4 protein-coding genes are annotated in these 22,335 nt (G+C 65.9%); 2 read left to right on the forward strand and 2 right to left on the reverse strand.

Translation table 11 applies throughout. The features are described 5' to 3' along the window. Positions 1-155: 155 nt before the first annotated feature. Positions 156-2,849, reverse strand: a complete 2,694-nt coding sequence (locus V1280_RS44485) for a hybrid sensor histidine kinase/response regulator (RefSeq protein ID WP_334537427.1) — start codon at positions 2,847-2,849, stop codon at positions 156-158. After that, entirely contained in the window at positions 2,846-3,889 is a 1,044-nt protein-coding gene (locus V1280_RS44490; protein WP_334537429.1) for an ABC transporter substrate-binding protein, read from the reverse strand. The genes V1280_RS44485 and V1280_RS44490 overlap by 4 nt, the downstream gene beginning before the upstream one ends. Positions 3,890-4,175: 286 nt before the next feature. Here V1280_RS44490 and V1280_RS44495 point away from each other — a divergent pair, with 286 nt between their 5' ends. Both V1280_RS44495 and V1280_RS44500 read left to right on the forward strand, forming a co-directional pair. Next, complete coding sequence (locus V1280_RS44495; protein ID WP_334537431.1) at positions 4,176-4,943, forward strand: hypothetical protein; 768 nt, start codon at positions 4,176-4,178, stop codon at positions 4,941-4,943. 71 nt (positions 4,944-5,014) lie between these two features. After that, positions 5,015-22,333: a leukotoxin LktA family filamentous adhesin gene (locus V1280_RS44500; RefSeq protein WP_334537433.1), complete on the forward strand. Its 17,319-nt coding sequence runs from the start codon at positions 5,015-5,017 to the stop codon at positions 22,331-22,333. Positions 22,334-22,335: the final 2 nt, after the last annotated feature.

A 22,335-nucleotide genomic window follows, 5' to 3' on the forward strand; every position in this document is an offset into this window, starting at 1 on the left:
GGAGGTTCACCTGACTTGGAGTCGCAAACCAGAACGCGATCCAAGTTGGCCGAGGACGACTATCTTTGCATCTGCCGCCATTTGGGCCGAGGAGCAAATGAGACCTCTTCATGAAGAAAATCAGCCATCTTGATCGGGTGCCAGCCTGAACAAATCTAGCTAACCGACCGCTCTTCCACTGGCCGGAGCAGATCGTCCAGCGCGCGCATTGAGGCGTGCTGAAGCTCGGCCAGCTCGCGCGCAGCATCCTGGCATTCGTCGGGCGACATCGACGGCGCGGTCTCCTCGATCTCGCGACAGCGCTCGAACAGCCGGACGAGGCCGAGCGCGCTCGCCGCGCTGCCGAGCTGGTGCGCGGATCGCGCAAGCTGCTTGTGATCGCCGGCTGCGGCGGCCGCAGTGATCTCGGCGATCAGCTTTTCGCTGGTCTCCTGCAGCAGACGATGAAGCTTCGTGATCTGCAAGGCGCCGAGCAGCTCCTTCTGGTCGTCGAGAAAGGGCCGGTCGATCAATGCGCTGGGCGCAAGCGGTGCGTCGGTCGCGCCAGGCTCGGGCGCATCCTCGATCGCCTCGCGAAGCGCGTTGATCAGGATCGGCTTGCTGACGACCCTGGTGATCCCGGCGCCTGCGAGCCGCTCGCGGGTGGTGCGCGACACGTCCGCGGTCACGACGATGATCCGCGGCATGGGTTGAAGGGGCAGCTGTCGAATGCGCGTGGCCGCCTCCACGCCATCCATGTCGGGCATGTGCAGATCCATCAGGATGACGTCGAACGGCCGGCTGCCGGCAAGCGCGACCGCTTCAGCGCCGTTCCTTGCGATCGCGGAACGGTGGCCGAGCCGGTTCAAGATGGCCTCGCCGACCTCGCAATTGACGGGGTCGTCATCGACCAGCAGCACGCGGCGCTGCCGCGATGGCGGCGAAATGGCGCCTTGCGCGATGCCGCTCGTGGCGTGGCCGAGTGGAACGAGCAGCGTGAACACGCTGCCTTTGCCAGGCAGACTCTCCACCGTCAGCTCGCCGCGCATCAGCCGGGTGAGGCGGCGCGCGATCGCAAGTCCGAGGCCGGTGCCGCCGAACCGCCGCGCGATGCTGTCGTCGGCCTGCACAAAATCCTCGAAAATCCGCTCGTGCATGTCGGGCGCGATGCCGATGCCGGTATCGCGAACGACGAGGCGGAGCAGCGCATGATCGTCGTGCCGTTCCGCTGTCGCGCTCAGCGCGATGCCGCCGCTCGGGGTGAACTTGATGGCGTTGCCGATCAGATTGAGCAGGATGCGATTGAGCCTGACGGGATCGCCGTGCACGGAGGTGGAGACGGTCGCATCGCAGGCGAGGTCGAAGCTCAATCCCTTGCCGAAGGCCTGCGGCCGCATCAGATCGGCCGCGGTCTCGATCAGCTGGTCGAGACGGAAGTCGCGCGTCTCCAGCGTCTCGGTGCTGGCCTCGAGGCGGGCATATTCGAGAATGGCGTCGACCAGCGCGATCAGCGTCTCGCCCGAGGCCGCGGCGGTTGCGAGGTGGCGGCGCTGGACCTCGCCAAGGCGGCCGTCGTCGAGCAGCTGCAGCACGCCCATGACGCCGTTGAGCGGCGTGCGCAACTCGTGGCTGACCACGGCGAGGAAGCGCGATTTGGTTTCGTTGGCCGCAACCGCGACGCTGCGCGCGCGCTCGGCCGCATCGTGCTCGGCAAGCGCGTGATCGCGCGCCTTCTCGAGCTCGGAGGTCCGTTCGACGACCTTCCGCTCCAGCGTCGCATAGGATTCACGCAAATGCGCGGCCATCCGGTTGAACTGGTCGCCGAGCGCCTCGAGCTCGTCGCCCGTTCTGATCGCGAGCCGCAATCCGAGATCGCCGCTCTCGATCCGGCGCGCGCCCTGCGTCAGCATCTGGATCGGCACGGTCATGCGCCGGCTGAGCCAGAGCGACACCAGGGTGGCGATGGCCAGGAGTGCGATCAGCAGGAACGTCGACCGTCCGATCGAGGCGTAGATCGGCGCGTAGGCTTCGCTGAGCGGCAGCTCGACGAACACCAGCCAGCCGAGCGAGGGGACCGTGGCATAGGTCGACAGCACGCGTTGCCCCGAAAAATCCTCCTTGACCAGGCCGCCGGCGGGCGGGCCCACGCCGTCGAGCGCAGCGCGCACATCGGTATGCCGGGACAGATCGCTGCGGCGGAGTGCCGGCCACAAATCGGGATGCGCGATCAGCAAGCCGAGGCGATCGACCACATAGGCCTTGCCGGTATTGCCCACCCTGATCCCGGCGACGAGGTCCCAGATGAAGCGCAGATTGACCTCGGCTATGACCACGTTGGGCTCGCGGCCGATGCCGCGGGTGGCGATGGTCATGAAGGGCTCGGTGTCGCCGAAAAAGTAGACCGGCCCATAATAGGCCAGGCTTTCATTGGCGCCGCGGAAGGCGGCGGAGGAGGAGTGGTCGGCGTTGCTGCCGATCCTGTCCGCGACACGGCGCGACACGCGCACCTGCTCGCGGCCTTGCGCATCGAGCTCGGTCAATTCGGCGATCGCGGGCGAGAGGCGCATCAGGCGGATGGCGTTCAGGCGCTCGTCTTCATTGGTCGAGAGTTCTGCGGGCAGGCGGGCGAGCCATCTGATCTGGTTTTCGATCTGGCCTATGAACTGGCCGATCTGAATGGCCGCGCTTGCAGCCTGCTCGCGCTGGGTCGCCGCGAGAAGCTGCTTCTGCTCGCGATAGGAGAACCAGACGTCGAAGCCGGTGTTGATGGCGAGCGCGGCAAAGGCGAGGGTGACGATCGAGTAGAGATATTTGCGAAACAGCCGGCCGGGAGGCGTCCGCAAATGTCCCTGGTCGACCGCCTCGTTCACTCGCGAATCTCGTCGGCGCGCACGAGCAGCGTGAACGGGATCGTCAGCCCGAGCGCATTGGCAACGGTGCGGTTGATCAAGAGCTCGTATTTTCGCGGCGATTGCACCGGGAGATCGCCGGCCTTGGTGCCGCGCAGGATGAGATCGACGTAATCGGCCGAGCGCACCTCCAGCGTCGGCCCGTAGCTCATCAGCCCGCCGGCATCCATGAAGTAGTGGAACGGATAGATCATCGGCACGCGATATTTCGCGGTCGTCGCGATGATCGCCTGCCGGTTCGCCACCAGAAAGCTGTCGACGAGCGAGATCATCGCCGCCTTCGGCGGCTCGGCGAAGCGGCCGATCGCGCCGTCGATTTCGGCGGCCGCGCTGATCGGCGTGAGCACCACGGCCACGCCTGCGGCCGCGGCCTCCTGCTCGACGGAGTCGAGGTAGAAGCGCCCGGCGCGAGGCGTGCTCGCCGGATTGAACAGGACGCCGACGCGCTGGATATCCGGCACGGCCTCCCTGATCAGCTGAAGCCATTTGCCGCCCATCTCGGCAGTGCTGCTGGTGAAGCCCGTGACGTTGCCGCCGGGATGAGCGAGGCTTTGAACGAAGCCATTGCCGATGGGGTCGTTGGACGTCGCGAAAACGATCGGGATGGTCTTGGTGGCCGCCATGACGGCTGCGGTTTCGACGGTCGAGCCGGTGATGATGACATCCGGCCTGAGCTCGATGAGCTCCGCGATCGCGGCCTTCAACTTGTCCGGTCCGCCGAAACTCGAGCGGATCTCGAAACGGTAGTTGACCCCCTCGACCCAGCCACGCTGCCTCAGGCCCGCGAACAGCGCACCGAGGCGCGTGGTCGAGCTTTCGCTCATGTTTCGTCGGGTCAGCTCGTCGTCGAGCGACAGGCTGGTGATCGTGGCGACGATTCGCATGCGATCCGACGTTGCGCCAAGCGCAAAGAAGCCTGCGGCAGTTGCGCCCGCAAGGCGAATGAAGTCGCGGCGGGCGACCGCCGGCACAACGCGGGCAGGAGCGAGCCGCTCAGTCATGAAATGTTTCGCAAAAGTTGTCCCTGACCATGTGCATAACGCGAAAGCCTGGCGGCGACAATTGATGAAAAAATGCCCTTGTGAATGTTCATTCGCAGCCACGGGCAGCCCAATACCGTATTGCTACCCGACTCGCTGTTTCGGTTGATGTTTGCTCCGTGACGCTTTGTAAGGCCTTCTGGCATTGCAACATTTCCGTCTCGGTTGCGGACGGCGGTTCGGGGAAGCCGATCTCGTGACTGCCGATTTTTGAGCTGTTGTTTCAGGTTTGTTTCGAAGGTTTACGATGCGCAAAATCTACCTCCTTCCGGCCCTTGTCGGCCTTCTCACCACAGTTGCGGCCGGGCCGCTGGCGGCTCAAGGCGCCCAAGGCGCGACGCCCAAGCAGAAAGCCGCGGCGGCGCCGAAGGCGGTCGCGGCAGGCGCCTCGCCCACTGCTGCAGCTCCTGCCGGTGCGACACCGGCAGCCTCGGGCGAGACCGCCACGGCGCCTGCCGACGACAAGATCAAGGCGATCGACGGCTTCCGCTCCGCCAAGTTCGGCGCGAACGAGGCCGACGTGCGCGCGGCGATCACCAAGGACTTCAACCCGAAGGCCGACGCGATCAAGTCGCAGGACAATCCGTCCGAGCTGACCCACAGCGTGCTGCTCTCCGTTCCGGATCTGCTGCCGAACGGCGGCACCGCCGAGCTCTCCTATGTGTTCGGCTACAAGTCCAAGTCGCTGATCCAGATCGGCGCGGTCTGGTCCAAGGGGACCGATGCGGCGATGACGGCGGAGAAGCTGTTCTCCAACGCCAACATCCTGCGCGCGCACTTCCTCAGCGAGGGCTTCAAGCCCGACTCGATCGCAGTCAACATGCCCGTCAACGGCGGCATCGTGATGTTCCGCGGCAGCGACGCCAAGGATCATTCGGTGATCCTGCTGCTCCAGGGCACGTTCGAGAACAAGGAGAACAACCAGCGCGTGCTCACGCCGACGAGCCTGCTGCTGTTCTACGTCGCCGACGCCAAGAGCCCCGACGTCTTCAAGCTTCCGCCCGGCCAGTTCTGATCACGGACCGTCTCACATCATTCTCCCACCCGGTTGTGGATCGGCGCCAATGCCGATGAAGAGGATCTGAAATGCGCAGACCATCTGCGAGGCGAGACAACAACGAACGGATGCTGCAAGGACTTGCACCCTTCCGTTCGATGTCGCTGCTTTGCGCGATGCAGATGGTCTTCATGCCGGTGTTCAGCGTCCGCCTTCAGGCGCAGACGGCGAACGTCATCGTTCCGGACGGCCGCACCGGCACCGCCTTGCATACCTCCGGCAGCGTCACCAACGTCACGACGTCGACGGTGGCGGGCGCCAATGCCTTCAACTCTTTCTCGCAGTTCAGCGTCGGGCAGGGCAACACCGTCAATCTGCAGCTGCCGACCGGCACGCAAAACCTCGTCAACATCGTTCGCGACGCGCCCGTCTACGTCAACGGCACGCTGAATTCCTACATGAACGGTGCCATCGGCGGTAACGTCTACTTCGCCGATCCCAAGGGCTTCATCGTAGGCCGCAGCGGCACGGTGAACACCGGCAGCCTCAACGTCTCGACGCCGACGCGCGAGTTCACCGACAGCCTGATCGGCCCGGGCGGGGCCATCAACGGCACGGCGGTCGGCAATCTGATGGCGGGCTCGTTCCCGGTTTCGCCGGACGGCAATGTCAGGATCTACGGCCGGATCAATGCCATCGACGGCGTGCGCCTGACCGGGCAGAACGTGCTGGTCGGCGGCGCAAGCCAACGCGACATCGCCAATCTCGATCACGCCGCGAAGTTCGCCGCCTCCGTCAATTCCAAGGGCCTGCGCAGCGCCAGCGCCATCACCGTGAGCAACGGCTCGATCCATATCGGGGCCGTCAACAACGCCACGGTCAACGGGCGGCTGACCGCGCGCAGCAAGACCACGACGCCGAGCAACATCACCGTCGCGGCCGGCAACAACATCGAGGTCGGCAAGAACGCCAGGCTCAGCGCGGCAAGCAAGGCGGGCGATGCCGGCGACGTCCGCCTGAAGGCCGCCCAGAATCTGACGGTCGCGGGCGGGGCCAGGTTCAACGCCAGCTCGAAGACCGGCAATGCAGGCCTGGTCGAGCTGAGCGCGTACGGACTCATCGACATCGGCCAGGGCATCAAGGTCAAACTCAGCGCGGAAAACGGCAAGGCGGGCACGCTGCTGATCGATCCGACCGACGTGGTCGTCGGTGATGCCGCGCAGGGCGACGCCGGCGTGACGCTGTCGAACAGTTCGGTCGCCGCTGCGCTCGCCGGGCTCAGCGCCGGTGCCGACTACCTGATCCAGGCCGATCATTCCGTCACGCTGGCCGCCCATGCGGTGATCGATGCCCGCCGTCTCGACGGCTCCGGCCACTCGACCGGCAACGCCAACAACGTCATCATCAACGCGCCGAACATCGAGATCAAGAATGGCGCGCAGATCCTGGCCCAGTCGGTCAATTTCGGCGGAACCAGCTATGCCGACGGCAATGTGACGCTGACGGCAACCGCGAGCGACATCAGGCTGGCCGGCCAGGCCACCGCCGCGACGGGGATCACGGTCGACGGCCAGATCACCGGCGGCACCATCTCGATCGCCGCGACCTCGACGGCCACATCGAGTTTCCTGGATGGTTCGCTGGCTGGTGACTTCGCCCTTGTCGGCGCGACGCTTGCCGCCTCGCTGCTCGGCCTCAATGGCGGTTATGTCGCGGCGAGCGCCACGGCGACCGTCAACATCAACGGCCACGCCAACATCAACGGCAGCAACCTGGTCACCATTTCCTCGCATGGCTCGGAGACCGCGTCGGACCCGGCGGTCGCCACCACATTGCTGGGCAGCCTCACGCCGGTCGCGGCCGGTGTGGTGGTCGGCAAGATCGACGGCAATGTCACGACCAACGTGGCCTCGGGCGCGACGATCAACGCCGGCGGCAATCTCGAAATCAAGGCGCTCAACGATGCGACCATGAACGTCTCCGCCGTCGCAGCCTCGACGAGCGCGCAAATCGTCCCGACGGTGGCCTATTCCACCGGATCGGTGGCGACGACCGCCAACGTCGGGACCGGCGCGCATATTGCGGCGGGCACGGTGGTCGCGAACGGCAACACCCTGAAGGTCCGCGCGATCAACAACAACTCCTTCTCGACCAGCGCAACGTCGGTTGCGGCGAGCGGGACGGGTGCGAGCGGTGCCGTCGGCGGGGCGTTCGCGATCAGCGATATCACGACGTCCGCGAACGCGATGCTCGGCGCATCGCTCGGAACCAGTGCCAGCAACCGGATGAACGGCTCGGTCCTGGTCGAAGCGACGTCCGACACCACGAGCAATTCCACGATGGCCTCGTCCATCGCCGGGCTGCCGGCGCTGATCGCGGCGATCGAAGGAGGGCTGGTCAGGGTTTCTTCGCCGACCTCGATTATCAGGGACCACATGTCCTCGTTGGTTCCGCTGAACTTCGATTTCAAGGTCGCAGCAGCGCTCTCTCTGGCCAACAGCACCCAGAACGCGACCGCCGCGATCGCGCAAAATCCGAGCGGCGGGGCGCCGAGCCTCTATGTGAGCGGCAACCTTGCCATCGCCAGCAACGTCATCGATCGCGGCGTTCGAAGCAATGCGACGTCCAGTGCGATCACGAAGGATCCGGTATCCGGCGAGGGCACGGCGATCAGCGCGGCCGTCGCCTGGGGCAATTTCACCCACAATTCGAACGCCTATGTCGGCGGCGGGACCCTGATCAACGCGGCGAACATTGCAGTCGATGCCACCACCGAACTGCCGATCACCAACTCCTGGCTGAAGTGGGACGGACTGGGCGCGGTGCTGAGCCACCTCAACGGCAATCTCGGCGTCGGCGGCAACATCCTGACCAGCTACGCCAACGCCACGGCGGACGCCGGCGACACGATCGGCATCGCCGGTTCGCTGAACCATTTCGTCGTGAACAACAACACGACCGCGTGGGTTGCCGGCGGCGCGAGCCTGACCACGACGACCCCGCCCTGCACGAGCGTGACCTGCGCCAGCAGCTGGGCGGCAGGAATGGACAATGGCGACCTCCACACCTACAGCGCCAGCCTCCAGATCGCGGCAACCACGACCACGGCGTCGATCGACGCTGCCGGCAATGTCGGCACGCTCGGCTTCCTGCCGGGTAACACCTCGGGTGGCTCTTCGGTCGGCGGCGCGCTCAATCTCGTCCAGTTCAACACCAACACCATCGCCGGCGTCTCGGACGGCGCGATAGTGCGGGCGGCGGATGATATCGCCGTCAACGCGATCACCTCCGATCAGTTCGTCGCGGTCGCGCCGACCTCCGGCAGGGCCGCCGGCGCGCTGGCGCTGAACGGCATCACTTCGCTGGGGTTCCTGAATAACACGACGCATGCGTCGATCTCGAGTCAGGCCAGTGTCTATGCCCCGTCCGTCAATGTCCTGGCGCAGCAGGACCTGTCGGTCGTGACGCTGTCCGGCGCGCTGAGCCGGAACACGAGCGGAGGTTCGGCTGTCGGATTGGCGGTCGCCTATCTGGGCGCGAATGCCGACACCTCCGCCTATATCGGCGACAACCATTCCGATATCCGGCCCGGCGTGTTCAGCGCGAATGATCCGTTCGCCGGCAATGGCGGCGGCACCGGCTCGGTCAATGTCGACAATCTCACGCTCAGCGCGACCACCTCGGGGCGCATCACCGCGGCCGCCGTCGCAGCATCGATTTCCGAGCCGCAGGCGTCCAGCTTCGCCGACAAGGCGGGCGCCGCCGGCGCCGGCGCGACCGGAGGAACTGCGGGTGTGGCGGCGGCCGCGAGCAAGATCGGCTCGACCTCGGGATCGAGCACCAGCGGCTTCAGCGTCGATCTCGCCGGAAGCTCGTCGGTGAGCGACGTCTCGCTCGGCACCAGCGCCTATATCAAGAACACGACGGTCAACAAGTTCACCACGACCGGCACCGTGGTGACCAATACGATCGTTCAGGCGCTGAACGACACCATTCTCGACAACGGCTCGGGTTCAGCCGCGCTCAATCTGGCCGGGGCATCCGCCCAGGGGGCGGCAATTGGTGGCGCCATCGCGGCGGCGACGTCCAACAACGCGACGCTCGCCTACATCTACGGCACCACCATGCACGACCAGAGTTCGGTGACGGTGCAGGCGCTCAATGGTGGCTCGGAGACCGTCGTCGCCATCGGCGTGTCGGGATCGAAGTCCAATGCGGCCTCGCTGTCGGCCTCGGTCGGCATCATCACCGACAGCGCCAATGCCTATATCGAGAGCTCGACGATCACGGGGCAGGCGACCGGCGTCAACCGCGCGCTCGAGGTCGACGCTTACCAGACCGCGAACATCGCGATCGGCGGCGGTGTGCTCTATATGTCGGGTGGTCAGGTCGGCGTCGGCATCGGCTTGACCTATGCGTCGATCGCCGACCCCACGGGTGGAAACGCGACCGACGCGCATATTCGCTCGACCTCGATCTCGAACTACGACAGCCTGCTGGTGATGGCCGACAGTGCCAGCGTGATCGCGGCCGGTGCGGCCTCGGGCGGCGCTGCGACCAACGGCAATTCGCTGTCGGGCGCCGTCGTCGTCGACGAGATCAGCCCGACGACGACGGCCTATATCGACAGTGGCGCGACGGTGAACATCAACGTCGGCGGCGTGACCGTGCTTGCCGACAGCGGCGCGGTGTCGGGACTGGATACAGCGCTCGGAAATCTCGTCAAGAAGTCAAACAGCGGCCTTCTCGCCGCGGACACCTGCACGGCAGCTGGCGGCGCTGGCGGACAAAATTGCGTCGATTTCGGTGCGGCCGCGCTCAATGGAGGCACCGGCAACGGCCCCGGCGCCAGCATCGTCTCCGTCGCCGGCGTGATCGAGGCCGCCAAGAACGACATCGGAGCCTCGCTGGTCTACGATACGATCTCGACGACGCATTCGGCGTATATCGCCAATGTACTCATCGGCGGCGGCAGCAACGGTCGCGTCAATGTGACCGCAACGGATTCCTCGAAGATCCAGTCGGTTGCGCTCGGCATCGGTGGGGCCACCGGACAGTTCGCCGGTACAGCCGCCCTGACGATCAGCTCGATTACCAACACAGTCTCGGCCGCGATCGGCAATAATGTGTCGACCACGGCGAGCACGGCCATTACCGGCAATACCGTTGCGGTGACCGCGGTCGACAATTCCAGCATCACGGGCAGCGCTGCAGTTGCAGCGATCGCGCCAAGTGGCGGCAGCGCCGCGGGCTTGTCGCTGGTCAACAGCAACATCGCCAACAATGTCAGCGCCGGCGTGACCGGTGCGAAGATCACAGCGAGCGGCAGCGTTGCCATCGGCGCCAGCTCGAACGCCCGTATCTCGACGGTCGCTGTCGGTATCGCGATCTCCTCGCAGGTCGGCCTCGCAGGCTCGGTCGCGACGAACCTGATGGGCACCAACGTCACCGCCAGCATCACCGACAGCGCTGCCCTCGGCACCACCAATGGATCCGACGTCACCGCCAACAACAATGTCGCGGTGATCGCAAGCAACACGGACAACGTTGTCGTGTCCGCCGGCGCGCTCTCGATCTCCAAGGGCCCGGCGGGCGGCGCCGGCTCGATGGTGACGAACCAGATTACCGGCAGCACCTCGGCCTATATCAGCGGACCGAACACCAAGGTCGACGCGCTCGGAACGAGCTCGACCGACACGCTGTTGGTCAACAGCGGCACGCTGGCGCACGCCAGCAATCTTAGCGGCTTCCAGGCGCCGACCGACCACACGCCCGATCTGAGCGAGATCCAGGATATTGTGAGGGGCCTCGCCGTGGTTGCGAGCTCGCACCAGGCCGTCGTGACCAATGTCATGACGATCGCAGCCGGCACCGGCATCTCGATCATGGTCAACCCGATCACCTCGGTGCTGAGCGGGTCGACCAACGCCTATATCGACAGCGCCAGCATCGACACGCGCCTGACCAGCGCGGGGCTACTGCCGCAGATCGACGTCGCGGCCTCGAGCTTCTCCTATTCCGGCGCATTCGGCGCCGGCATCGTGCCCCCGACCGGCACCGGCGGCGGCGGCGCGACCGTCATCAGCACGACGATGTCGCGCACCACGCTGGCCTATGTCACCAATTCGACCGTCGGCAGTCTTTCGTCGACGCCGTCCGCGACCGTCGGCGCGGTCACGGTGAAGGCTAATGCCGAGCAGGACGCGTCTTCGATCGGCGTCGGCTTCAACACGGGCTCGGTTGCGCTGAACGTCTTTACCGCGACCACCGAGGCCTATGTCGACGGCGGTGCGATGACGGCGTCGTCGCTCACCGTGAACGCCATGGACACCACCGCCATCTACTCGGCCGGCGGCTCGGCGGCCTATGGCAGCCAGGCCGCGGTCGCCGCGGCCTTCCTGGTCCAGGTCTCGGCGAACCGGACCGAGGCCTATGTCGGCGACGAGTTCTACTATCACGGCGGCAGCACGACGCACACGACCGCGCTCAATCTGAGCGGCGCGCTCGATGTCGAGGCCAACACGGTCGATCGCTTCCAGGCCTATTCGGTCGGCGGCTCGCTCGCGACCGGATCGGCCGCGATCGCGGGCATGGCGAACATCGAGATCGCCAACAACACCACCATCGCCGGTGTCTACGACACCACGCTGCGATCGCCGACGGGTGGTGCGGCCGGCGCCGTCACCGTCGGCGCGAACGAGGATGTCGAGATCAAGGAGATCGCCGGGGCGATCGCGATCGGCGCCAGCGGCTCCGGCGTCGGTATCGGCGCGGCTGCCAACGTGCTCGTCTTCAAGAGCGAGACCACTGCGGAAATTAACAACAGCGACTTGAACTCCTCCGGCGCGATCAATGTCGACGCGCTCAGCACCAAGGAAGTGTTGTCTTACGCGGTCACCGCGGGCGTTGGCGGCAGCGTCGGCCTCGGCGCGACGGTCGGCGTCATCATCATCGGCGCCAACACGGCCGATGCCGATACGCAGCAGCAGGAAACCGGGCAGCTCGACCAGCGCGACAGCAACGGCCACAACAATGGCACCATCACGGCCGTCAACAACAGCACCAGCAATTCGCACGGCAGCGATGCCGTCGCGAGCGGCACCGCCGGCAATCCGAACAATGCGCATGTCACCTCGACCTACGACGTCAGCACCGTGCTGGCCGGCGGCTCCGACGGCGTCACCGCGCAGATCGCGGGCGGCAGCGCTACGTCGACGACGCAGGTCAACGTCGGCGCCACCAGCGCGAACGCGACCAAGATGTATTTGCTCGGCGCCGGCTTCGGCAAGAATGTCGGCATCGGTGCCGGCATCGGCTACACCAGTGTCAGCAGCAATGTGACCGCCAATCTGAGCGCGGCCGTCACCGCGCCGTCCGTCATGGTGGCGGCGGTGGTCAAAGATGCCAGCGGCGGGGCCTATGGCGGCCAGACCATCAACACCGAGGCGATCGCGGGCGGAGCCGGACTTTACTTCGGCGCGGATGCCGCGGTGGCGGTCGGCAACGTCTCAAATCGCGTGAAGGCAGAGCTCGGCGGCTCCGTGACCGGGACGGGCGGCGCCGGTGTCGCCGTGATGGCGCAGGATTCGACGACCCAGATCGTCTTCACCGGCGGTGTCACCGGCGGCGCCGCGGCGGTCGGCGCCTCGGTCTCGACGGCGAGTCGGTCGAGCACGGTCTCGGCAGATGTGCTGCAGGGGGCCAACGTCAATACCTCGACGCTCGCGGTCGGTGCGCAAGGCGCGGGCACCTTGACCACGACGGCAACGGCGCTCGGCGGTGGTATCGTCGCGGGCGTCGGTGCGGACGCCGAGGCCCACGAGAATTCGAGCGTGACCGCCGATATCGGCGCGGGCGCCACGATCGCCACGTCCGCGACCGGCGTCGGTACGCTGGTGTCGGCGTCGATCACGCCCAATCTGTCGAGCAGCGCGATCGGCGTCTCGGTCGGCGGTGGTGCGGTCGGCGTCGCCGTCGCGCAGTCGACGGTCGGGGCCCAGGTCACGGCCGATATCGGCGACAACACCATCTTCTCGGGCGGCGCGATCTCCGTGGCCGCCATGGCGCTGGTCCCGACGGGCGGCACGACGACCTACGCCTGGGCACTCGCAGGCGGTGGCGGATCACTGATCGGTGCCCAGGGCAGCTACGCCAAGGCTTCGGAGAATGCGACGGTCAACGCCTATGGCGGGACCGGAATTACGCTTCCCAACGCCAACGTGACCATTGCGGCCGAAAATGACAGTGCCCAATACGCGCAGGCGACCGGTCTTTCGAGCGGGTTCCTGGCGTTGGGTGCGACCGTTGCGCAGACGTCGTCGAGCGCGCACACCTACGCCTATCTCGGGGCGGGCGCGATCACGTCGGCAACCAACATCGGTGTTCTCCAGATCACCGCGACCGGCGTCGATGCCAACGTCGCCAATGCGGTCGTCGGCGCGGGCGGCACCTATGCCGGCGCCGCGGCGGTGGCGACCACCAGCTCGACCGCGACCACTCAGGCGCGAATGGACGGTAACGGGACCGACGACACGCTTTACTTACGCGGTCTCAACATCCGCGCCAAGCACACCACGAACTATGCCGCCAGCGGCGACGCCTATCAGGCTTCCACTGCGGGCGTCTCCGGCGGCAGCGCGCAAAACACGGTCACCACGAACACGACCGCCAAGGTCGGCACGCACCTGATCATCAATTCGGCCGGCGGCGACATGGATGTCATCTCCAATGACATCGTCAACCAGGCCGGCGGCGGCGCGCGTTCGGGCTCGGGCGGCACGTTCTCGGGCGCCGCAGCGCTCAGCAATTCGACCGTCACGCAGACCGTCACCACCAACATCGACGCCGGGACGGTCCTGAGCCTCAACGACGATCCGCGGACAACGAGTGCGGTGATCAACATCGAGGCCTACAACACGCTGAACACCAACGACACGGTGAGCCTGGCCACAGCGAGCTTCTTCGCCGGCGGCGGCGCCGAATCCGACATGACGGCGAACGCGACGCTCACGGTCAACATCAATGCCCGCGAGCTGTTCAGCGCCGGCAGGATCTATGTCGGCACGGCCGCGAAGATGGCGGCGGCCAACAATGCCAACGCCAGTCTCTACGGCGCGATCGCCGGCGTCGGCGCCAGCACCAACAGCTGGGTCCACGCCAACCAGGCCGTGAATGTCGGCAACAACGCGAAGGTCGAGGCCTGGGGCGACATCACCATGTATGCGGGCCTCGCCGGCGACGGCAGCGTCTTCAGCAGCGTGCAGGCGACGGCGACGACGGTCGTCTACAACAACACCGCTGTCCCGATCTCCACCCTCTACCGCGGCACGGCCAATGCCGACGACACCACGAGCCTGACGCTCGCCAACACCTCGAGCGTGCTCGGCGTGCAGAACATCTATCTGGGCGCAACCCAGGGGCAGGTGACGGCCACCGGCAACGGCAGCAACTACAATCCGTATCTGGACATCTTCAGCGCCAAGAACAGCGACAACCACAGCCACACCAGCGGCACCGGCGATGTCGCGCTCAATGGCCTGGTGGTGGCGGGCATCAACGACGATGTGACCATCACGATCGAGCTGGGTGCCACCGCGCCCACCTTGAGCACGACCAGTCCTTACTCGTCGCTGACCAACGGCGGCGCGTCTGTTCTCGAATACGTCTCCGACGTCAATCACTTCAGTCCGGTGATGAGCTGGAACCACCAGACGGTCCAGTACACCGTCGTCTCCAGCTTCAATCCCTACCAGCTGATCGTCAACCAGCTCGTGACGCTGACCGGCCTGACCGCCGCGCAAATCCGCTCCCAGCTTGCGACGTCGTCGATCGCGAACCCGGCCACGATGTCGCCCTCCGGGACCGATCCGACCGGCGACATCCAGCGCCAGATCAACACGTTGATCCAGCAGGCGCCCTTTACGACCGACGCTGCAGGCAATGCCTTCGCGCTCGGCGACATGCTGGTGTCCGCCGGCAACGTCTCGATCCTGGCGCAGAAGCTGACCGGAAACAGCGGCACGAATCCTGCGGCGCCGGCGGTCATCGCGCGCAGCTCGCCGTTGATCAAGGTCGAGAACAAGGGTCTCGACTTCATGGACCTGAACAACCTCACGATCACCAATGTGAGCGGAGGCAACATCACCTATCGCCAGATCGACCATGTCGACCCGGATTCGCATTCGAACGTGACCTTCACCGCCACACCCAGCGCGTCGCCGAGGATCGACATCTCGGCCACCTATAACCGCCTGGATGCCGTCACTGGCCAGGCCGTCGACCAGAATGGCAACGCGCTGACCAGCACGCCCGACATTTATCTGGACGGTGCCATCACCAACGACAACGGCCTGCTCAAGATCACCAACAATTCGGGCAGCGTCGTCGCGTCGCAGGCCATGAACGCCGCGACCATCCAGATGGTGGTGCCCAAGGGATCGTTCACCTTCCTCGGCGGTCTCGGGAGCTTCAAAGACACCAACGGCACCGTCGCCGATCAATGGGCGAGTACGGAATTCAAGCCGGGTGACACCGACACGCTCACGGCGGTGATGCTGGCGGCGACCTATCTCGGTGCCTACGGCGACTACGCGACCAGCCCGCACATCGCCGCGGGCGGCAATCACCCGTATTTCTACTACTGCTGCGTCGACGGCAATACCGGCGTTCAGCAAACGGCCGCCAACAGCACGGTCTTCACCGCGCGCCTGCTGGATCTGTATTACGACGGCACCTCGCTCTATTCGGCGATCTTCCTGCCGATGGGCCAGGGCGCGCCCGGCGACGGCAATCCCCACGCCGGCAGCGTGCCATACCCCGCCACGCTCGCAGTCATCGAGGGGCCGACGATCCAGACCATCACTAACGCGCCGTGGGAGCGAAACACCTATACGGGCCAGGGCGTCTTCAGCAACACGTCCAACGGCACGAGCAACTATTTCTCGCCGTTCAATTGCTCGGGATGCGGAGACTACTTCCAGGTCATCAACATCCAGCCGGCAGCGATCACGCCGATCACCGCGGCTGCGCCGCGGGTTCAGCCTCAAAACGATGCGCAGATCATCGGCAAGGCGATCATCATCTCCGCGTCCGTGATCAACATCAACGGCACGCTCCAGAGCGGATCGAGCAGCAATTACTCGGTCAACATCGGCGCCAACGCCCTGGCGGACATCAACATCCTGAAGAGCGGCACGGGCCTTGCCCAGGCCCAGGCCAATGCGCAGCACGGCGTCTATTGGGACATCCCGGCTGGCGATCTGACGACGTCGGGCACCGGCGATGCCACGATCGGGGCGAAGTACAATGTTCTCACCGACCAGATCATCCTGAACAGCGTGGTGCAGGGTTCGGGCGGCTACATCTATTTGAACGGCAAGATCATCTCGACCTCGACCCAGGACGGCCAGTTACAGGGCAAGCTCGTGATCAACGGCGGCGCCGGCACGGTCACTGTCAACAACACCACCGGCCTGCAGCTCGTCACCAACACCATCAACACCGGTGTCACCACCCCCAGCGTGATCGAGATCGTCGATCAGCTCAAGCAGCAGACCAAGTGGTACGTCTTCGATCCCACCGCTGCGGCCGGCCAGCAGGTGTCGACGTATGTGACCAACAGCGTCAATGCAAACCAGTACACCGCCTCGATGCTCACCGGTGTTAGCGGTACGGCAGGTGTCCAATACGCGCCGCAGGCCGATATGCTTTATCAGTGGGTCGACACGGCGACGCTGGATCGTTCGCCGACCAGCACGCAGTTCGACTACGGCTGGACTTATACCGGCGCGCATCCTTGGACCCGCGCGGTCAGTCTGGTGTCCGGTGTGCAGGCCTCCAACTACCAGGAAGTCGTCACCGCGACCGGCAGCTATTACATTCCGAACGACAGCAGGCCGGGCAACAACGGGCAGAACACCCATGACAGCAACGGGTGCTGCGGCGCGGACGGCCAGTTCAACTGGTACCAGGAGATCTACACGCACCTGACCCTGACGCTGACCAACACGGTCAAGGCGTCCAACCCGATCAACATCCAGTTCAACGGCGGTGCTACCAGCACGGTTGCGGTCAATTCGAACTCCAGTATCGTCCTCAACGGGTCGGTCAACAACCTGCAGGGCACGACCTCGTTCACGGCCACCGGCGCCAATTCGTCGATCACGGTCGGGGCGAACGCCAACAACCCGGTGATCTCGGGCACCAGTGTCAGCCTGTCCGCACCAGGCGGTATCGGCACGCTCGGCACGAACGGCGTTCCCGTCCAGGTGCAGCTCTATGGCGGCAGCCTGACCGCCAACTCGGTCGACCATGACATCTCGATCGCGGCGATCGGTTCGCTGTCGATCAACCAGGTGAAGGTGAGCCCGACCGTCACAGGCAACGCGCCGCAGGGCAGCGTCTTCCTCTCGGCCATCGGCGATATCAACTCGGCGTCTCCGTACGACATCACCAACCCCGTCGTGATCGGCAAGAACATCGAGATCGACTCTGCCGCCGGTGCGATCGGCGCGACCAGCAGCGTCGTCAATGGCGCGTCGACCCTGACCAACATCAATCCGCTGGTGATCCAGGCGACGGGCACGGTTCAGTCCAACGGCACCGTCGATGGCGGCGTTCTCGACAGCTCCTCGGCCACCGGCGCCTACATCGTCCAGTCCAAGGGCGATCTGCGCCTCGGCACGATCCAGTCGACCGGCGGCCCGGTCTTCCTGGAGGCGGCCGGCTCCGACGGCAACCCGGCCAGCATCCTGAACGGCCGGGCGGCCGCCGGCATCACTGCGGCTGAGAGCGCGCATCTCCAGTCCGTCTGGGCCAATCTCGACCTGCTCAACGGCAATCCCGCCACCGCTGCCGTCAACAGCTACCAGTCCATGGTCACGTCGGCCTATAACGACTACTTCCAGCTCAGGAACATCGCCTTCGCGAACGGCAGCGCCTACAACCCGACCTCGGTGGGTCTGACGGTGCTGCGGGCGCAGGTGGCGGCCAAGCTTGGTATCGATCCTGCGAACGTCTCGACGACGGACATGAAGGTCGAGGCCACGACACGGTTCCTGAAGGATCAGTTCCTGCTCGGCAAGATCACCACCGACCAGCTCAAGAGCTCGCTGACGACCTTGCTCGGCGCCGCACCCGCCGATCCGCTGGCGACCGTGTTCGGCAGCTCGCTGTCGACGACGCTGTTCGCAAAACTGTTCGACGGCGTGGCGACCGCCAATCAGCGGCTGCCGAGCAACGCGGCGCTGCAGACGGCGCTGAACGCCTACAATGCGAGCTATACCTACACGCTCGCATCGACCGAGACGGTCTACGGCATCATCACGGCGGGCGCGCAGTGGACGCAGAGCCAGCTTGCCTACACGGTCTCGTCGTCGGCCGTCGGCGCGGCACCGCCGCCGATCGACCCGAACGTCGCGGCCAATGTCAGCGCGAGCCAGATCATGCTCTACGCGCCGCACGGTTCGGTCGGCAATTCGGCCGCACCCCAGACGTTCACCTTCACCAGCGTCGATTCCTCGTCGCTGACGACGGACCAGCGGGCGCTGCTGTCCTCGGCCGGTCCCGGCCAGCTCACCGTCGGCGCGACCACGGACCCGACGACCCACGTCGTGACCTATACGGTCAGCCTGTCGCAGCAGAACCTCGTCGTGCTCGACAACCCGACCGCGATCTCGGCCAACGCGCTGTCGAACATCTATCTCGGCAGCAAGAACAGCCTCACCCTCGGCGGCATCACCGCGAGCTACGGCCCGATCGCGCCGGCGCAGGCCAACGGCATCCAGGTGACCGGCCGCGGCGACGTCAAGCTCGATGCCGTGACCGGCATCACCGCTGCCGCCGGCGTGACCGGCGTGCCCGTGATCTCAGGTGATATCGCCAACCTGACCCTGATCGCCGAGCACGGCAATATCGGCGCGCGCGGCGCCGCCGGAAGCAATCCCGCGAGCAACGCGAATGCGATCCAGATCGCCTTTGCCAGCCCGGCCAACGACCAGCTCGACCAGGTCTCGTCCGGGCAGGGCATCTATGTGAAGCAGACCACCGGCGATCTCATCCTCGGCAACATCTCCGCCGGCAACGAGATTCAGCTTGCGGCGACCGGCAGCATCTATGGCGAGGCCGGCTTCTCGGACCGCAGCGCGATCCACATTCTGGGCACCGACCTCGATCTGCGCGCCGGCGGCAATATCGGCTTCAACGGCTCGACCTTCCAGCCGCTGCAGGTGAACATCTCCGGCGCCGTCACCGGCTCGGCGGGCGGCGATTTCAGCCTCCTCGCAGTCACCGGCGACCTCGCGGTCGGCACCAGCGGTGCCTATGGATCGCTGACGGCGGGCGGCGCGATGACCTTGAACGTGCCGCGCGGCGCGCTCACCATCAACGCCGACCTCACCAGCAACGGCGTGATGCAGCTCCTTGCCAACCGCGGCATCACCTTCACCGCCGGCACCAGCGCGGCGCCGGTGGTTGCGACCAGCACTTCCGACGGGGTGACGCTGGTGGCCGCGACGCTGTCGATGGGCGCCTATTCTGCCATCAACGCCGCCGGCACGATTTCGGTGACCACCACGGGCGATGCGACGATCGGCCAGCTGAATTCGTCGCAGTCCTATGCCGCGGCCGGCAACGCGCCGTCGATCGTCGTCACCGCCGGTGGCGTCGCCTCGCTCGGAGCGATCCTCGACAATGGCGACGGCCAGACCAAGTTCGTCGCGTCCGGCTCGGGCGCCGAGCTTTCGTTGAGCGCGTCGAACGGCATCGGCGCCGCGGCGGATCGGTTCCTCTTCAGCGCGGCGCGGCTCTCGGCAAGCGCGAGCGCCGGCCACGTTTACCTGAAGGCGCTCACTGACACCGAGGCGAGCCTGCTCTCGGCGGTCAACGGCAACGTCGACATCCTCGGCACCGGCGGCCTCACGCTCGACCAGGTGGCCGCGGGCACGGCGACGGGCGCGAGCGGCAGCTTCAGCGCCGTCACCGCCAACGGCAGCATCGTGATCGGGACCGCCAGCAGCAGCGGCTTGCAGACGATCCACGCCAGCCAGAACGTGACGTTCAACTCGCTCGCTTCCACTGGCAATGCCGGCGACGTCGGCAACGTCAACGTCACCGCCGACAACGGCTTCATCCTGGCACAGACGGTGATGTCAGGCGGGGTGACGACGCTGGGCTCGGTCTCCGCCAACGGCTCGGCAACGCTGTTGGCCGCCACGACCATCACCGGCAACACGCTTGCGGCGACGACCGGCTCAGCCCTGCTGACCGCTGGCGGCCCGATCAACTGGAACGTCCTCAACGTCGCAACGACGCTGGGCGCGACCGCGGGTCAGGGCAGCATCACCTTGCAGACCGCGCAGAGCGGCGGCACGCAGACCATCCACGCCCACGACAATTTGACCTTCAACGCGCTGGCGGCGACGGGCATCAACGGCGACGTCGGCAACGTCAACGTCACCGCCGACAACGGCTTCATCCTGGCGCAGACGGTGACGTCAGGCGGGGTGACGACGCTGGGCTCGGTCTCCGCCAACGGCTCGGCAACGCTGCTGGCCGCCACGACCATCACCGGCAACACACTTGCGGCGACGACCGGCTCAGGCCTGCTGACCGCCGGCGGCCCGATCAACTGGAACGTCCTCAACGTCGCGACGACGCTGGGCGCGACCGCGAGCCAGGGCAGCATCACCGTGCAGACCGCGCAGAGCGGCGGCACGCAGACCATCCACGCCCACGACAATGTGACCTTCAACGCGCTGACGGCGACGGGCATCAACGGCGACGTCGGCAACGTCAACGTCACCGCCGACAATGGCTTCATTCTGGCGCAGACGGTGACGTCGGGCGGCGTTACGACGCTTGGCTCGATCTCCGCCAACGGCTCGGCGACGCTGCTGGCCGCCACGACCATCACCGGTAACACGCTTGCGGGGACGACCGGCTCAGGCCTGCTGACCGCCGGTGGCCCGATCAACTGGAACGTCCTCAACGTCGCGACGACGCTGGGAGCGACCGCGAGCCAGGGCAGCATCACCTTGCAGACCGCGCAGAGCGGCGGCACGCAGACCATCCACGCCCACGACAATTTGATCTTCAACGCGCTGACGGCGACGGGCATCAATGGCGACGCCGGAAGCATCAGCGTCACCGCCGATAACGGCTTCATCCTGGCGCAGACGGTGATGTCAGGCGGGGTGCCGACGCTGGGCTCGGTCTCGGCCAATGGCTCGGCGAAGCTGATCGCCGCCGGCACCAACATGGGTCACAACCTCACGGCCTCGACCGGCAACGCGCTCCTGCAGGGCACCGTCGTCAAGTGGGACAACCTCAGCGTCGGCGGTACGCTCGACATCACTGCGACGGCCGGAGGGATCACCCTCGGTACCGCCATCAGCGGCGGCACGCAGACCCTGCATGCCCACGACGACATCATCTTCAGCCAGCTCACCACGACGGGCATCCCGGGCGATGCCGGCGAGCTCATCGTCAAGTCCGACACCGGTTCGCTTCACGGCGGATCGATCTCGGCCAACGGCGCTACCCGTTTCGATGTGGCCGGATCGGTCTCGTTCGACCGGATCAGCGGCGACGTGGTCAAGATGACCTCGTCCGGTGATCTGACCATCAACTGGGTCAGCGTGGTCAGGGAGCTCGACCTCGCCGCCGACACCATCACCGTCAGGGGTGAGCAGGTCCGCTCGAACCCGCCGGTTCCGCTGATCCTGAACATCACGGGCTATAATGGCGGCGTCGCGAAGTACGCCAACATCTCGATCGATCCTGATACCATCATCGTCAACCAGTTCAGGGTGGTGGACGCCAACTTCCTGACCGACGCGCACTCCGTGACGATCCTGAACGGCTACGTCCCGGGCCAGCTCCTGCTCACCACCGCGACCGAGCAGGTACTGCTGAACAACCGCACGCTGGCGCCGAGCAACGGGCCGACGCTTCAGCTCTACCAGCCGGACGGCGTGTTCACGCTGAGCCAGGTCGGCAACGCCAACGTCACCGACGCCTATGTGGTGTTCTACACCGGTGATATCTCGGCAACAGTCTCCAATTACGGTTCGAGCCACGCCTGCTGCAGCAGCTACACGGGCGCCAGCATGGCGCGCAACGTCGCCGTCGATGGCGAGGGCCATGAGAGCATCGACACCTGGCTGGCGCAGAAGAGCGGGGCGGGAACATTCTACCAACTCGGTCTCTCCGGCCATGCGCGGCCCGACGCATTGTTGACGCCGCGGCCGGTCGAGACCATCGGGTCTGGTCCCGCCGTGAACGTCGAAGGGCTCAGCGACATGCGCAAGCTGCGCCACCAGGGGCAGCGCACGGGTCGCCCGGGCTGGAAGGATGCTGCAATCGGTGCAATGACGAAGCCGGCGGTGAGCCGCCTCGCGGAGGCGTGGTAGGT

It is taken from the genome of Bradyrhizobium sp. AZCC 2230 (assembly GCF_036924495.1).
GTDB lineage: Bacteria > Pseudomonadota > Alphaproteobacteria > Rhizobiales > Xanthobacteraceae > Bradyrhizobium > Bradyrhizobium rifense.